The 15445-nt window shown below is 28.2% G+C and carries 15 protein-coding genes; 12 read left to right on the forward strand and 3 right to left on the reverse strand.

What is annotated here, in order from left to right; all coding sequences use genetic code 11:
* The first annotated feature begins 777 nt into the window (after window positions 1-777).
* From pxpB to metA, 8 genes are all read left to right on the forward strand, one after another.
* Window positions 778-1497 carry a 5-oxoprolinase subunit PxpB gene (gene pxpB / locus JW646_RS13950; RefSeq protein ID WP_074915129.1) on the forward strand — a complete coding sequence of 240 codons (720 nt, stop codon included), beginning with the start codon at window positions 778-780 and terminating at the stop codon, window positions 1495-1497.
* A 2-nt stretch (window positions 1498-1499) separates the two neighbouring features.
* Window positions 1500-2510: a 5-oxoprolinase subunit C family protein gene (locus JW646_RS13955; RefSeq protein WP_148556211.1), complete on the forward strand. Its 1011-nt coding sequence runs from the start codon at window positions 1500-1502 to the stop codon at window positions 2508-2510.
* A 25-nt stretch (window positions 2511-2535) separates the two neighbouring features.
* Window positions 2536-2967, forward strand: a complete 432-nt coding sequence (gene accB, locus JW646_RS13960; protein ID WP_074915133.1) for an acetyl-CoA carboxylase biotin carboxyl carrier protein — start codon at window positions 2536-2538, stop codon at window positions 2965-2967.
* Between the two features lie 16 nt (window positions 2968-2983).
* Complete coding sequence (locus JW646_RS13965) at window positions 2984-4324, forward strand: acetyl-CoA carboxylase biotin carboxylase subunit (protein WP_228415487.1); 1341 nt, start codon at window positions 2984-2986, stop codon at window positions 4322-4324.
* Between the two features lie 16 nt (window positions 4325-4340).
* On the forward strand, window positions 4341-5126 hold the full coding sequence (locus JW646_RS13970; protein WP_074915137.1) for a putative hydro-lyase: 786 nt from the start codon (window positions 4341-4343) through the stop codon (window positions 5124-5126).
* 22 nt (window positions 5127-5148) lie between these two features.
* Window positions 5149-5907 (forward strand): LamB/YcsF family protein, encoded by a 759-nt coding sequence (locus tag JW646_RS13975; RefSeq protein WP_074915139.1) that lies wholly within the window; start codon window positions 5149-5151, stop codon window positions 5905-5907.
* Window positions 5908-5948: 41 nt separating this feature from the next.
* Window positions 5949-7232: an Nramp family divalent metal transporter gene (locus JW646_RS13980; protein WP_228415488.1), complete on the forward strand. Its 1284-nt coding sequence runs from the start codon at window positions 5949-5951 to the stop codon at window positions 7230-7232.
* 148 nt (window positions 7233-7380) lie between these two features.
* Complete coding sequence (metA, locus tag JW646_RS13985) at window positions 7381-8298, forward strand: homoserine O-acetyltransferase MetA (protein ID WP_228415489.1); 918 nt, start codon at window positions 7381-7383, stop codon at window positions 8296-8298.
* 105 nt (window positions 8299-8403) lie between these two features.
* On the opposite strand, the gene JW646_RS13990 is transcribed toward metA, so the two are convergent.
* The gene (locus JW646_RS13990) at window positions 8404-8844 is read right to left on the reverse strand and encodes a hypothetical protein (RefSeq protein WP_074915145.1); all 441 of its coding nucleotides are present in this window, start codon (window positions 8842-8844) and stop codon (window positions 8404-8406) included.
* 81 nt (window positions 8845-8925) lie between these two features.
* Between JW646_RS13990 and JW646_RS13995 the strand changes: the two genes are divergently transcribed.
* On the forward strand, window positions 8926-10020 hold the full coding sequence (locus tag JW646_RS13995) for a serine/threonine-protein kinase (RefSeq protein ID WP_074918972.1): 1095 nt from the start codon (window positions 8926-8928) through the stop codon (window positions 10018-10020).
* Window positions 10021-10114: 94 nt separating this feature from the next.
* Window positions 10115-10525: an FxLYD domain-containing protein gene (locus tag JW646_RS14000; protein WP_074915147.1), complete on the forward strand. Its 411-nt coding sequence runs from the start codon at window positions 10115-10117 to the stop codon at window positions 10523-10525.
* A 167-nt stretch (window positions 10526-10692) separates the two neighbouring features.
* Here the strand turns inward: JW646_RS14000 and JW646_RS14005 are convergent, their stop codons facing one another.
* Together JW646_RS14005 and ychF are read right to left on the reverse strand one after the other, a co-directional pair.
* A complete protein-coding gene (locus tag JW646_RS14005) occupies window positions 10693-11172 on the reverse strand; it encodes a pyridoxamine 5'-phosphate oxidase family protein (protein WP_228415490.1) in 480 nt (159 codons plus the stop codon).
* 171 nt (window positions 11173-11343) lie between these two features.
* Entirely contained in the window at window positions 11344-12441 is a 1098-nt protein-coding gene (ychF, locus tag JW646_RS14010; RefSeq protein WP_228415491.1) for a redox-regulated ATPase YchF, read from the reverse strand.
* Between the two features lie 359 nt (window positions 12442-12800).
* Between ychF and yfmF the strand changes: the two genes are divergently transcribed.
* Both yfmF and yfmH read left to right on the forward strand, forming a co-directional pair.
* The gene (yfmF, locus tag JW646_RS14015; protein WP_228415492.1) at window positions 12801-14075 is read left to right on the forward strand and encodes an EF-P 5-aminopentanol modification-associated protein YfmF; all 1275 of its coding nucleotides are present in this window, start codon (window positions 12801-12803) and stop codon (window positions 14073-14075) included.
* A gap of 2 nt (window positions 14076-14077) precedes the next feature.
* Window positions 14078-15364 (forward strand): EF-P 5-aminopentanol modification-associated protein YfmH, encoded by a 1287-nt coding sequence (yfmH, locus tag JW646_RS14020; protein WP_228415493.1) that lies wholly within the window; start codon window positions 14078-14080, stop codon window positions 15362-15364.
* Window positions 15365-15445 lie beyond the last annotated feature (81 nt).

Consider the following 15445-nt stretch of genomic DNA (forward strand, 5'->3'; position numbering starts at 1 on the left):
ATATTGTGAAGTAGAAAGTTATTAGTAGTGGACATGGATAGCCAATCATTCCTATAGTAATTACCGTCATAAATTAAACACTGAAAGGTATTTGGAGATAGATGATTTCAAAGTTGATTATGAAAATAGCAACAAATTATTAAAGTCCTATATTAGGGGATGTTTCTCAACAATTAGGGATTTAATATATATAGATGATAATTTTAGGAGCTTTTTATTATATATTATAAATAAAGTATAAATTAAAGATATTTAAAAAATTAGTTAAAGAATAAAAAAGTGTTACTGTTGTAACGCATTGGCAAAGTGTATGTGAAAAAGCAGATTTGATTTACCAACTTAATTTTAGTAAAAAAGAAGCTATATGAATGTATATGAAACCATAGAATAATCTTTTCATTGGAGATTCTATGGTTATTTTTGATTTTGAAGAAAAAATAGAAAATGAATTCAAATTTAAAAGAAGATAGAATATTTGAATAATTGAAATTAAAAGTTCGGAAGTTGATTTATATGAATAAAATTAATCCGAACATGCAAAAAAATACTTATTAAATATAAAATATAATAAATAAACAGTAAAAATGCTTTAAAAATTAAGGTTTTAGTAGATTAAAAAAGATGACAAACGTTATTAATTAAAAACAATTGCAAGAATTAAAAAAAATATTGCAAAAATAAAAACTTTAATATACAATTTATATTAAAGTAAATAGGGTTAATATAAACTTGTTTTGAAGGTGGGTTTTGGGATTTAATCATGATGGAGGGGTGTTAATGAAATGTTTACCAGTTGGAGACTCAGCTCTAACTTTAGAATTTGGGGATGAAATTAATTATGAAATTAATAATATAATTAGAGTTTTTAATAAAAAAATTAAGTCATTAAATATAGATGGAATAGTAGAAACAGTACCATCTTTTAAAGCGCTGTTAATTTATTATAATCCGGAAAAATTATTTTTTAGTGAAGCAAAAGAGATTGTAACTGATTTATTAAAAACGATAGATGTTAAGCATAATAAAGTAAGAAAAGTTATAGAAATTCCAGTTTGTTATGATGAAGAATTTGGAAAAGATTTAGACTTTGTAAGTCAATATACAAAATTGTCTAAAGAAGAAATTATAAAACTACACAGTTCAAAAGAATATTTAATATATATGCTAGGTTTTTTGCCAGGTTTTGCATACTTGGGGGGGATGGATGAAAGGTTAATCACACCAAGATTAAAAAATCCAAGATTAAAATTAGAAGCAGGAGCAGTAGGAATTGGTGGGGAGCAGACAGGAATTTACCCTTTAGCATCTCCTGGTGGGTGGAGGATCATAGGAAGAACACCTATTAAGCCATATGACTCAAATAGAAACAGGGCAATTTTATATGAAGCTGGAGATTATATAAAATTTAAGCCTATAAGCAAAAAAGATTATTATAAAATAAAAGACTTGGTAGAAAATGGAATTTATGAATGTAATGTGGTTGAAGGGAGTGCATAGGGTTGGGAATTGAAATACTACAATCTGGACTATATACCTCTGTACAGGATTTTGGGAGAATTGGTTATCAAGATGCAGGTTTTTCTGTGTGTGGTGCCATGGATAAAAAATCTTTAGCAATTGGAAATATTCTAGTTGATAATCAAGAAGATGAAGCGGGGTTAGAAATAACTTTGATTGGACCTAAAATAAAATTTACAGAAGAAAACTTTATAGCTATAACTGGTGGTGATTTAAAACCAAAAATAAATGGAAAAAGTATCTCTATGTATAAAGCTTTGTTTATTAAAAAAGATGATATTTTATCTTTTGAAAACTCACAAACAGGAGCTAGGGCATATATAGCTTTTTGTGGAGGATTAAAAATTGATAAAGTAATGGGGAGTAAATCAACAAATGTAAAATGTTCTTTAGGTGGATATAAAGGAAGAACGTTGAAAGAGGGAGATTTTATTAAATTTTCTTCACCAAAGGTATATTTAGAAAATTACTTATCTAGAAAGTTAGATTTTAAGTTAGAAGAAGAAAAAGAAGTTGTAGTGAGAGTAATATTAGGACCTCAAGACGATGCTTTTACACAAAAAGGAATTTATACATTTTTAAATGAAAAATATGAGGTAACAAAGGAATTTGATAGGATGGGATGTAGATTAGATGGACCTATTATAGAGCATGAAACATGGGCAGATATTATATCTGATGGAATTGTCCTAGGATCGATACAAGTACCCTCCCATGGAAAACCAATTATAATGCTAAGCGATAGACAGACAACAGGCGGGTATACAAAAATTGCAACCGTTATCTCAGTAGATATTGGAAAACTAGCTCAAAGAAAAACTGGAGACAAAATAAGATTTGAAGAAATATCTGTAGAAAAAGCACAACAGCTTTATAGAGATGAAATAAAAAAAATTAAAGAACTTAAGAAACAAATTAATAAGCCGTGTATTGAAGTACTAAATCCAAGAAATACATCTAAGAAAATTGAAATATTGTTAAATAATAAATAGCAAGTTTACAAAAGGGGGCATTAACATGGATTTTAAAGAAATATTAGAATTAATTGAAGCAATAGATAAATCTGCACTTACTAAATTTTCTTTTGAAGAGGGAGATACAAAAATAAAAATAGAAAAGAATAGGGAAGAGACTATATGTACAAAACCGGTAACACAAAATGAAGTTTTGCAAATCAAAGAAGAAGTTGAAATAATAGAGTCGGATAATTTTGAGTATATCAAATCTCCACTTATAGGTACTTTTTACAATTCACCCTCACCTGAGGAAGAATCTTATATTGCTGTAGGAGATAAAGTATCTAAAAATCAAGTAATAGGTATAATTGAGGTTATGAAAGTAATGAATGAAGTGAAATGTAATTACGATGGAATAGTTGAAGACATTTTAATTAATAACAATGATACAGTAGAATATGGTCAGAGTTTAATAAAAATAAAGGTACTTTAATTATGGGAGAATAGTTATGTTTAATAAAATATTAATTGCAAATAGGGGAGAGATAGCAGTTCGTATAATTAGAGCTTGTAAAACTTTAGGTATAAAAACAGTGGCAGTATATTCTAAAGTAGATGAAAACTCACTTCATACAGTTTTGGCAGATGAAAAGATTTGTATTGGAGAGGCAAACCCAAGGGAAAGTTATTTAGATATGAGTAAAATTGTAAGTGCAGCTATAGTAACAAAATCAGATGCAATTCACCCAGGATTTGGGTTTTTATCAGAAAAAAGTGAGTTTGTAGAGTTATGTAAATCACAAAACATTAAATTTATAGGTCCAGATAGTAAAATAATTGATGCTATGGGAAATAAATCAAAAGCAAGAAACACAATGATCGAAGCTGGCGTTCCTGTTGTTCCAGGAAGTAAGGCGCCTATATATACAAGTGAAGAAGGTAAAAAAATTGCAGATGAAATAGGATACCCTGTAATAGTTAAGGCATCTTCTGGTGGTGGAGGAAAGGGCATGAGAATAGTATATAGTGAAGAAGATTTTAAAACGCTATTTAATTTAGCTCAGGTAGAATCAGTAAATGCATTTAATGACAATACTATGTATGTTGAAAAATACATTAAAAATCCTAAACATATAGAAGTTCAAATCTTAGGGGATGGTTATGGAAATGTAATTCATCTAGGTGAAAGAGATTGCTCTATACAAAGAAACCATCAAAAAATGATAGAAGAATCACCTTCTCCTGTTATTGATCAAGTAACTAGAAAAAAAATAGGACGTATGGCTGTTAAAGCTGCAAAGGCAGTAAATTATGAAAATGCAGGTACCATTGAATTTTTAATGGATGAGAATTTTAATTTTTATTTTATTGAAATGAATACAAGAATTCAAGTGGAACATGCAGTAACGGAAATGGTTACAGGTTTGGATTTAATTAAAGAACAAATAAAAATTGCTTATGGTGAAAAATTATCTTTGAAACAAGACGATGTGAATATAAAGGGACATGCCATAGAGTGTAGAATAAATGCAGAAAATCCAGCAAATAACTTTTTACCATGTCCAGGGAAAATAACCTCATTAAATCTTCCAGGAGGAAATGGAGTTAGAGTTGACACCTTTGTATATTGTGGATATAACATACCAATTAATTATGATTCTATGATAGGGAAAATAATCGTTCATGGTTGTGATAGAAAAGAAGCCATAGAAAAGATGAAAATTGCTCTAGATGAATTAGTAGTAGGTGGGATTGAAACTAATGCAAATTTTCAATATTCTCTTATGAATAATCCAGTTTATGTGAATGGGAAAGTAGATACAGGATTTATAGAAGAATTACTACGATAAAAATGGGGGTGTAAAAATGGATTACTCAAAAGAGTCACCAGTTAAAGTTAGAAAAATCATTAGAGAAGGCAAGTACTCAAAACCAACTTCTGGTATATGTAGTGGTTATGCTCAGGCTAATTTAGTAATTTTACCTAAAAATTTAGCTTATGACTTTCTTTTATTTACACAAAGAAATCCGAAATCATGCCCTATTTTAGAAGTGTCAGATGAGGGGAGTAGAAGTTTAAAATATATTGCAAAAGACGTGGATATTGCAAAAGATATTCCAAAGTATCGAGTATATGAAAATGGAATATTAAGGGGAGAATATGAGGACGTAGAAGAATTTTGGCAAGAAGATTTTGTTAGTTTTTTAATAGGATGTAGCTTTTCTTTTGAATCAGAACTAATAAAAAATCATATTGAAGTAAGGCATATTGCTGAAGGGTGTAATGTGCCAATGTATAAAACTAATATTGAATGTATAGAAGCGGGAATGTTTAAAGGGAATATGGTAGTAAGTATGAGGCCTATTCCTTACAATCAGGTAATAAAAGCAGTTACAGTAACTGAACAGTTTCCAAAAGTTCATGGTACACCCATTCATATTGGAGATCCTAAAATAATTGGAATTGAAGATATTAATAGTCCTGAATTTGGAGATAGTGTAACAATTAAAAAAGGGGAAGTTCCGATATTTTGGCCTTGCGGGGTAACACCTCAATCTGTAGTTATGAATGTGAAACCTAGTATAGTAATAACTCATTCACCAGGTCATATGCTAATTACTGACATTAAAAATGAAGAGTTAAAAGACTAAATAAGTTTTGGGGGAAGAAGTTATGTATAGAGTAGACTTAAATTGTGATTTAGGGGAAAGTTTCGGAAGATATAAATTAGGATTAGACGAAGAGGTTATTAAGTATGTTTCTTCTGTTAATATAGCTTGTGGTTTTCATGCTTCAGATCCAGTTGTAATGGGAAAAACTGTTGAATTGGCAAAAGAAAATAATATATCTATAGGAGCTCATCCAGGATTTTTAGATTTGATGGGATTTGGAAGAAGAAATATGGATATTTCTTTGGAGGAAGCGAAGGCATATATAAAATATCAAATAGGAGCATTATATGGATTTTGTAAAAGTGCAAATGTAAAACTTAATCATGTAAAACCTCATGGTGCACTGTATAATATGGCAGCAAAAGATTATAACTTATCAAAAGCCATATGTGAAGCTATATATGAATTTGATGAAGAAATTATACTTGTAGGATTAAGTAAAAGTGAGTTAATTCGCGCAGGAGAACATGTTGGACTTAAATGTGCCAATGAAGTTTTTGCAGATAGAGCTTATGAAGAAGATGGAACTTTAGTGAGCAGAAAAAAAGATGGAGCAATAATAACTAATGAGGACGAAGCAATAGACAGAGTAATAGGTATGATAGTAAATGAAAAAGTGAAATCCATAAGTGGAAAGTATATAAATATAAAAGCTGACTCTATTTGTGTTCATGGTGATGGAATAAAAGCGTTGGAGTTTGTAAAAAAAATAAATAAAAAGTTAAAAGAAGATAATATAGAAATAAAATCATTATTTTAGAGCTTGTAATCATATTTTGAAAATTTAAAGGGGGAATGGGTATGGAAGTTTTAAAGGAGAATTCAATTGAAGAAATAGCAAAAAAAGAAAATAAATTTAAAGAAAAATTAAAAAATATAGGGCCGGGAGCCTTAATAGCAGCTGGATTTATAGGACCGGGCACAATAACAACTTGTACAAAATCAGGAGCAAGCAGTGGGTATACTCTTCTTTGGGCAATGTTGTTTTCAACAGTTGCCACAATAATATTCCAAGAAATGGCGGCAAGGTTAGGTATAGTTACTCAAAGGGGTTTAGGTGAAAACATTAGAGAAAAAATTTCTAATAAAATATTAAAAGCTATAGCAGTAGTAATAGTAATAGTTGCCATATTTATAGGAAATATAGCCTATGAAACAGGCAATCTAGTTGGTGGTTCTATGGGACTTTCAACATTAATACCACAAGTTCCAAATACTGTATGGGCACCATTGTTAGGCGTAGTGGCATTTGCGTTACTTTGGTCAGGAAATTATAAAAAAATAGAAAAAATATTAATTGGATTAGTTTTAGTTATGAGTGTTACATTTTTTACTACTGCCATAGTTTCAAAACCAGACTTTGGAGCAATTATAAAAGGAATGTTTATACCAAGAGCGGGAGCCAATGATTGGTTAACTATAGTAGGATTAATAGGAACAACAGTAGTTCCTTATAACTTATTTTTACATGCATCTTCAGTATCAGAGAGATGGACTAGTAAAGAAGATTTAAAAAATGCAAGAATAGATACAGTTATATCTATAGGACTTGGAGGCCTTATTTCTATGGCTGTAATTATTTCAGCATCAGCATCTTTTCATGGGAGCCAAACAGTTATAGATAGTGGAGCAGTAATGGCTGAGCAATTAGAACCATTACTTGGGTCATGGGCAAAATGGTTCTTTGGTATAGGATTATTTGCTGCAGGTTTTACTTCTGCAATAACAGCACCACTTTCAGCAGCATTTGCTACAACAGGTGCCCTTGGATATAAAAAAGATATGAAAAGTATGAAGTTTAAAATAGTTTGGATGATAGTTTTAGGTGTAGGTATAATACTTAGCGCTCTTGGAATGTCATCAAGCCCAACAGAACTTATACTTGTAGCTCAAGCAGCAAATGCTATAATATTACCAATTATCGCAATATTCTTAATATATGTGCTTAATCATAAGGACTTGGGTGAGTATAAAAATAAGCTTTGGAATAATGTATTGGGCCTATGTATATTAAGTGTAACTTTAGTTATAAGTTATCGTTCATTATTGTCATTTGCTGAAGCTGTAAAGGGATTGTTTATGTAAATTTAGTATATTGATATAAAGGATAAGGTTTTATAATAAAACCTTATCCTTTATATTTTACTATGACTTTTTTAACTAAACAAATATATAGTTGTGCTATAATTTATTCTAAATATAGAAAAAGGAAAATTAAAAAGGGGGAAAATAAATGCCTATAAAAATACCATCACAGTTACCTGCATACAATGTACTATCAAGTGAAAATATCTTTGTAATGAATATAGAAAGAGCAAATCATCAAGATATTAGACCACTTAAGATAGGGATATTAAATTTGATGCCTATAAAAATACAAGCTGAAAATCAACTACTTAGATATCTTTCAAATACACCACTTCAGGTTGAAATTACATTACTTCAAACTAAATCATATAGGGGAAATCATACACCCCTTGAACATTTGGAAAAATTCTACAGATATGTGGATGACGTTAAAGATGAAAAGTTTGATGGACTTATTATTACTGGGGCACCAGTAGAACAAATGGAATTTGAGGATGTGGCTTATTGGGATGAATTGCAAAATATAATGGATTGGACTAAAAGTCATGTTTATTCAACAGTGCATATATGTTGGGGAGCACAAGCAGCTCTTTATCATCATTACAATGTGCCTAAATATAAATTAGATAAAAAATTATTTGGCGTATTTAAACATAGGAATAATTTTGAACATGACAATTTAACTAGAGGTCTGAATGACTTGTTTTATGCTCCTCATTCTAGGCATACAGAAGTAAGAAAAGAAGATATAGAGAAAGTTGAAGACTTAGAAATTTTATCACAATCAGATGAAGCAGGGATATTTATTGTAGCTAATAAAAGTAGAAGACAAATATTTATAACTGGCCACTTAGAATATGATAGAGATACTTTAAAAGGAGAATACTTAAGAGATTTAAGTAAGGGATTATCTATAGAAATACCTAAACATTATTTTGAAAATGATGATGACAAAACTACTCCTTTCGTCACTTGGAGAGAAAGTGCCAATATAGTTTTTGGAAATTGGTTAAACTACTGTGTATACCAAAATACACCTTATAATATAGAAGAAATAAATTGATTGAAATAATCAGTAATATATTTATTTAGCAAATAAAATTATTAATAAATTTTCCTGGGAAATAATTGATATAAATTCAATATGAATATATAGAGAGGAATAGGGTTATTCCTCTCCTAATAATGTCAAATTATAAGAAAATAAGAGATCATTAATACGAAGGATATTTAAGTTTTTATTTAGACCGAAGATTATAACACTATCTCTTGTAATTTTGGGATAAAGTTCACCACAATTACCTATTTTTAAAGCCTTATTAGTTTCATCTAAAGTGAAGTTACTGCCTATACATAGTTGTAATATTTTATCTCTGCTAGGTTTTTTATCTCCTCTTAAAATTTCATATGCATAAGTTCTATCTAAGTCTGCATTTTTAATAACGGCGCTTTTACTCATGCCTTTTTCTTTAAACATTTTTTCAAAATATTCACAAAGTTTTATATTTCTTGAGTTATCTAAAGTGTTTGATATAAAATCATCTAAATTAGATTCATCATCTATATTATTTAATAAACTCATAAGCTTTATTGTTTCTAGATTTTTCATATATTTCACCTCTTCATGTAATATGATATAATTTTAGCGTTACAAAATCAATAAGATGAGGTGCTAAATTTGAATATAAATATGGAATTTAAATTATCATTGTATGAGGAACTGAAATCTATTCATAAAAGTAGAAAAGTTGAAATTTTTATAGTTCAAAATATACAAGATGAAAAAATATATATAAAGAAGGTAATAAAGGAGTATACAAAGGAAATATATGAAATTATAAAAAGTATAAATTGCAAAAATATACCTAAAATACATGAGATATTAGAAAAAGAAGATCAACTTATAATAATTGAAGAGTTTATAAATGGAAATACTTTGCAGGAAATTCTAGAAAAAGAAAATAAGCTAAGAGAGAAAGAAGTAATTGAATATATGATTTCTTTGTGTGATGCTTTATATGAAATTCATAGTTTAAATCCTCCTATAATTCATAGAGATATCAAACCAGCTAATATAATTATAAGTAATGATAATATATTAAAATTAATTGATTTTGATATTTCAAGAATTTATAAAGAAGGTGAAAGTTTAGATACAACACTTCTAGGAACAAAAGGATATGCCTCTCCAGAACAGTTTGGATTTGATCAAACAGACTGTAGAAGTGATATATATGCAATGGGTATCATGATGAATGTATTAACTACGGGAAAACATATAAAAGAAGAATTAAATAATACTTTGCTAAAAGACATAATAAAAAAATGTACTAATATATCTGCAGAAAAAAGATATGCGAATGTCCTTGATCTAAAAGAAGAATTAAAAAGTAAACTTTATGATGAAAAATATACTAAGATGGATAAAAAAGCAGGTAGTAAATATCATATTAAAAAAGATATAAAAACAAAACATTATTATTCAAAAGCCTTGCCAGGTTTTAGGACTAAAAATCCAATATATATGATTGGTGCTAGCCTTTGGTACTTATTTTTAATAATGGGGCTATTTATTGCAAAAGGTTTTAATGATTTTTTAGGTAATATTATACTTGTTATAGTGATGTTATCAACTTATTTCATATTTACAAATTATTTAGGAATAAAAAACAAGTTACCATTGATAAAAAGTAAAAAAGTAGCAATCAGGTTGGTAGGATATTTTATTTATGTTACAGGTATCTTTTTAATTGGAGGTGGATTATTAAGTTTAACTATGAACTAAAAAATTCAACTTTGTATGCTGACAGCATACCAACACCCATGGGTAAATTTATATAATTAATTTATAATTAGACAATTACTTATGGAGGTAAAATATGAAGAAGATATTATTAGGTATTATTATAGGATTTGTAGTTATTGTTGGAGGTTGTGTAGCATTAGTTGGAGCAGGAATGTCTGGTGTAGATAATGCAGTAAAAGAAGTAGAAAAAGAAACAGTTAAAAATGATACTAAGCTACAAGAAATGGCCAAAGATATAAAATGGAAAGTAAAAAGAGGTGATTATAGTACTGAGATAGTTGGTATTTTTGAAAATACTAGCGAAAAAGTCATAGATTATGTTGAATTTGAGTATAAATTAATGAACTCTGACGGAACAGTTATAGAAAAATCATTTACTAATGAAACAGAAATTGAGCCTGGAGAAAAGAGAAAAATTGAAATATTCTGCTCAGAAAATGATTTTGATAAATATGATATTAAAGTAAAATCCAGTGCTTTTTAAATAATTAAAAAAAGTTTGAAATAGGGGTATTTAAATTATATATATTAAGTGTGCATTTTGGGGGAAATGCACACTTTTTGTTATAAACTTGTAATATTTCTCATAAATATAAAAGGTGTAATGTGAGATAATTTGTTTTTATTCACGCTACACCTTGTTAATTTAGTTTATCTAGTACAAATTTTTGCAGAAATATTTGTACATGTAATTTTTAGCAAAAAAATTTTATTTAAAGCTTCATTTTTAAACTCACTGGTACTATTTTTAGAAGTATAATTTCCAGTTATTTTATTTAGACCATGGATTTTATCATAAATATTATGTACAAATTCAACCCTACCTGCAGACATTATACTATAGTATTCAAAATCATGGTCGCAAGTAGTGTCATTTTCAATAATATGTTTTTTATTGTCAATTTCTATGAATACATTTGGGTTTTCCTCTAAAATATCAAGTTTTTTACCGATGGTAGAACAGTTACAGTAGAGAATAAGCTCCCCTTTGTCACTAAATTCATAACCATAATTTAAAGGAACTAAATAAGGTACATTATCTTTACACATGGCAACTCTAACCACTTGACATTTAGAAACAATCTCTTTGATTGTATTAATATCCTTAATAGTTCTATCTTTTCTTCTCAAAATCCCCATCCCCTTAGTATATAATATATAATTGTAATAATTATAGCACTATTATATATAAAAAAATGTATTTGAAAAATATACAGAATATTAAAAATTTTATTTATAAAAAGAAAACAAAAAGCCAATTAAGACATTTGTCTATAATTGGCTTAAGCATTTATATTTATTTTATACGTTGAATCTCCAGTTGACTACGTCGCCATCTTGCATTACGTATTCTTTACCTTCAAGTCTAACTTTACCTTTTTCTCTTGCATTAGCTATAGACCCACATTCAATTAAATCTTTATAGTTTACTATTTCACCTCTAATGAATCCTTTTTCCATATCAGAGTGTATTTTACCAGCAGCTTGTGGAGCTTTAGTTCCTATTGTTATAGTCCAAGCTCTGACTTCTTGAACACCAGCAGTTAAGTAAGACATAAGCCCAAGTAAAGAGTAAGAAGATTTTATTAATTTATCAAGACCTGATTGCTCAAGGCCTAAAGATTCTAAGAATTCTTGTTTTTCTTCTTCAGATTCTAATTCTGCTATTTCTGCTTCTATTTGAGCACAAACGACAACAACTTCAGCGTTTTCATCAGAAGCAAATTCTCTAACTTTGTGAACATATTCATTATTTTCGCCTTCATCAGCTAAATCATCTTCGCAAACATTTGTAGCATATATTACTGGTTTAGAAGTTAATAAATTTAAAGTCTCAACAAACTCTCTCTGATCATCGTTTAAATCCATAGTTCTAACAGATTTATTTTCTTCTAGAACAGCTAGTATTTCTTTTAAGAATTCTACTTCAGCAGCGATAGACTTATCAGCTTTAGCAGCTTTGCCACTTTTTAATATTCTTCTTTCTAATATTTCTATATCAGAGAATATTAATTCTAAGTTTATAGTTTCTATATCTCTAAGTGGATCAACACTTCCATCAACGTGAACAACGTTTGGATCATCAAAACATCTAACAACGTGAACTATAGCATCAACTTCTCTTATGTGAGATAAGAATTTATTTCCTAAACCTTCACCTTTTGAAGCTCCTCTAACTAAACCTGCTATATCACAGAATTCTATAGCTGTTGGAACAACTTTTTTACAATCATACATTTCTCTAAGTACTTCTAATCTTTCATCTGGAACAGAAACAACACCAACGTTTGGTTCTATTGTACAGAAAGGGTAGTTTGCAGATTCAGCTCCTGCTTGAGTTATAGCATTAAATAGTGTACTTTTACCAACGTTTGGTAACCCTACTATACCTAATTTCATATTAATAATCTTCCTTTCTTATATGAATTTACATATTTGTCAATTTTATTTATACATAAATTATAAACACTTCTTAGTATTTTCTAGACATACATATTGATTATACATCATAATCTTAATATGTGTAAACACGTTTGAAATAAGTTATTATTTGTAAATTACATTATTTTTGTAAGAATTTATATTATTAATAGGATTTTAACTTGAAATTTGGCATATCCTAATAAAAATGTGTAAACAAAATAAAAATAAGTATTTTAGAAAATAATAAAAGATATATAATTAAGTAAAAGGAAAAATTTTGAATATATAAATCATTTATTGTATATACAAGTTAATACTCATAAGAGGAGGTAAAAATGAAAAATAATAAAACAATAAATCTAGGTAAAGGAATTAATCTAACTTTAATACCAGAAGAAAAATTCAAAACTAATTTAGTAAGTATTTATATCCAAAGATTATTAAATAGAGACGAAGTAACGATGAATGCACTACTTCCTTCTATAATAAAAAGTGGGAGTGAAAAATATCCAAGCGCTAGAGAAATGTCCAAGCATCAAGATGATTTATATGGAGTTTCTATAGGCGCTGATAGTAGCAAAAGAGGAGAAACTCAAGTAATTACTTTTAAAATTATTAGTACAGATGAAAAATACTTAGACGAAAAAATATTTAAACCTGTTGTGGAATTTTTAGACGAAGTAGTAAATCATCCATTAGTTATAGATGGTGGATTTAAAGAGGAATATGTAAAAATAGAAAAAGAGAACCTTAAAAATAGAATAGAGTCAATTATAAATGATAAAGGTAGATATGCTATTGAACGTGCACGTGAAGAAATGTTTAAAGATGAAAAATATGGAATTAGTGATTTAGGTTACTTAGAAGACATAGATAAAATAACTGCAAAAAGGCTTTATGAACATTATATGGAAATTATGAGGACTTCGCCTATTGATATAGTAGTAGAAGGAAATTTTGATGAAGAAGAAATAGTAAAAATTATATCTAACGGATTTAACTTCCATAGGGAGAACATAGTAGAAATACCTAGAGCAGATTTCCAAAAAAATGTGGATGAAGTTAAGATAATAAAAGAAGATATGGATATAACACAAGGAAAGCTTGTTATGGGATTTAGATGCAATATTGACTATAAAGACGAATATAAGTACTATTCTTTATTCGTAGGTTCTAATGTTCTTGGTGGAGGACCTCATTCAAAGTTATTTGTAAATGTTAGAGAAAAAGAAAGTTTATGCTATTATATATACTCTTCACTAGAAAAATATAAAACATCTATGTTTATAGCTTCTGGAATAGAAGATGTAAATTACGATAAAACAATTAAGCTAATCAAAGAACAATTAGAATGCTTAAAAGAAGGCCAAATTTCTAAGGAAGAATTATTAAATAGTAAAAGTTCTTTAGTAAGTTCATTAAAAACAATAAAAGACTCTATTGGAGGAGCATCAGATTTTTACTTCTCCCAAACAATGGGTCAAACAAACTCAACTGTAGAAAAAATTATAGAAATTATAGAAAAGGTTACAGTGAAAGATATAGTTGATGCATTTAAAAATATTCAGTTAGATACTATATATTTCTTAAGTAATAACAAGGAGGCATAAATATGGAAAAAATAGTTAATGAATTGCTAAAAGAAGAATTATATTATGAAAAATTAGAAAATGGTTTAGATGTTTATTTTATGCCTAAAAAAGGATTTACTAAAAAATATGCTGTTCTTGCAACTAACTATGGTTCAAATGATTTAGAATTTATTCCTATAAATGAAAAAAATAAAATGACTGTAAATGCTGGTATTGCCCATTTCTTAGAACATAAAATGTTTGAACAACCAAATGGAGGAAATGCATTTGATAAGTTTTCAAAATATGGAGCAAATGCCAATGCATTTACTAATTTTACTATGACAGCCTATTTATTCTCAGCTACAGAATATTTTTATGAATGTTTAGAACATTTAATAGATTATGTTCAAACACCTTATTTTACAGATGAAAATGTGGAAAAAGAAAAGGGAATAATTGAACAAGAAATAAAAATGTATAATGACGATCCAGAGTGGAATGTATTTTTTAATGCATTAAAAGCTATGTATGTAAATCATCCAACTAGAATAGATATTGCAGGTACTGTTGACAGTATATATAAGATATCTAAAGAAGAGTTATATAAATGCTATAATACATTCTACAATCCAGGAAATATGATTTTATTTGTTGTAGGGGATTTGGACAAAGAAGAAGTATTTGAACATGTAAAAAAGGCTAATCATAAAGATATACAAAAGCTTCAAGAAGAGATTGTGAGATTTTATCCAGAAGAACCTAAGGAAGTCAAGCAAAAAGAGATTGGTGCAAAATTCCCTATATCTATGCCAATGTTTTCAATTTGCTTTAAAGATGACAAAGTAGGAATGAAAGGTAAAGAATTATTAAGATATGAGGTAATGACAGATATCATTACAGATATGTTATTTAAAAAAGGTAGTGTTATATACGAAGATTTATACATGCAAGGTCTTATAACTCCAAACTTTGGTGCAGGCTTCTCTTCACAAGTAGATTATGCATATACATCTATAGGAGGAGAATCAAAAGATCCTCATAAAGTAAAAGAAATTATAATGTCTTATATTGAAAAATTTAAATTAGAAGGTTTAGATAAAGAAGGTTTTGAAAGAACAAAGAAAAAAAATATAGGTAACTTTATTAAATATTTTGACTCAGTTACTTTTATTGCAAATAATTTTATAACTTACAAATTTAAAGGTATAAACTTACTTGATTATGTTGAAGTAATGAAGGAAGTCACATTTGAAGAGGTAAGTGAAAGACTAAATAATCATTTTAAAGAAGAAAATTGTGTTATATCTATTGCAGAGCCTAGATAATGCTTATATAAAAATAAAAATGTAATAAAATAAAGGATAGTTAGTTGATTTTGATTAAAGAAATAATTTTAGTTAAAATTA

This window comes from Terrisporobacter hibernicus, from assembly GCF_020809405.1.
In the GTDB taxonomy this organism is placed as follows: Bacteria; Bacillota; Clostridia; order Peptostreptococcales; family Peptostreptococcaceae; genus Terrisporobacter; species Terrisporobacter petrolearius.

Bases quoted from the DNA above. Each gene is read 5' to 3' on its own strand.
- pxpB (WP_074915129.1), top strand. From the start codon at position 778: ATGAAATGTTTACCAGTTGGAGACTCAGCTCTAACTTTAGAATTTGGG.
- accB (WP_074915133.1), top strand. From the start codon at position 2,536: ATGGATTTTAAAGAAATATTAGAATTAATTGAAGCAATAGATAAATCT.
- JW646_RS13965 (WP_228415487.1), top strand. From the start codon at position 2,984: ATGTTTAATAAAATATTAATTGCAAATAGGGGAGAGATAGCAGTTCGT.
- JW646_RS13970 (WP_074915137.1), top strand. From the start codon at position 4,341: ATGGATTACTCAAAAGAGTCACCAGTTAAAGTTAGAAAAATCATTAGA.
- JW646_RS13975 (WP_074915139.1), top strand. From the start codon at position 5,149: ATGTATAGAGTAGACTTAAATTGTGATTTAGGGGAAAGTTTCGGAAGA.
- JW646_RS13980 (WP_228415488.1), top strand. From the start codon at position 5,949: ATGGAAGTTTTAAAGGAGAATTCAATTGAAGAAATAGCAAAAAAAGAA.
- metA (WP_228415489.1), top strand. From the start codon at position 7,381: ATGCCTATAAAAATACCATCACAGTTACCTGCATACAATGTACTATCA.
- JW646_RS13990 (WP_074915145.1), bottom strand. From the start codon at position 8,844: ATGAAAAATCTAGAAACAATAAAGCTTATGAGTTTATTAAATAATATA.
- JW646_RS13995 (WP_074918972.1), top strand. From the start codon at position 8,926: ATGGAATTTAAATTATCATTGTATGAGGAACTGAAATCTATTCATAAA.
- JW646_RS14000 (WP_074915147.1), top strand. From the start codon at position 10,115: ATGAAGAAGATATTATTAGGTATTATTATAGGATTTGTAGTTATTGTT.
- ychF (WP_228415491.1), bottom strand. From the start codon at position 12,441: ATGAAATTAGGTATAGTAGGGTTACCAAACGTTGGTAAAAGTACACTA.
- yfmF (WP_228415492.1), top strand. From the start codon at position 12,801: ATGAAAAATAATAAAACAATAAATCTAGGTAAAGGAATTAATCTAACT.
- yfmH (WP_228415493.1), top strand. From the start codon at position 14,078: ATGGAAAAAATAGTTAATGAATTGCTAAAAGAAGAATTATATTATGAA.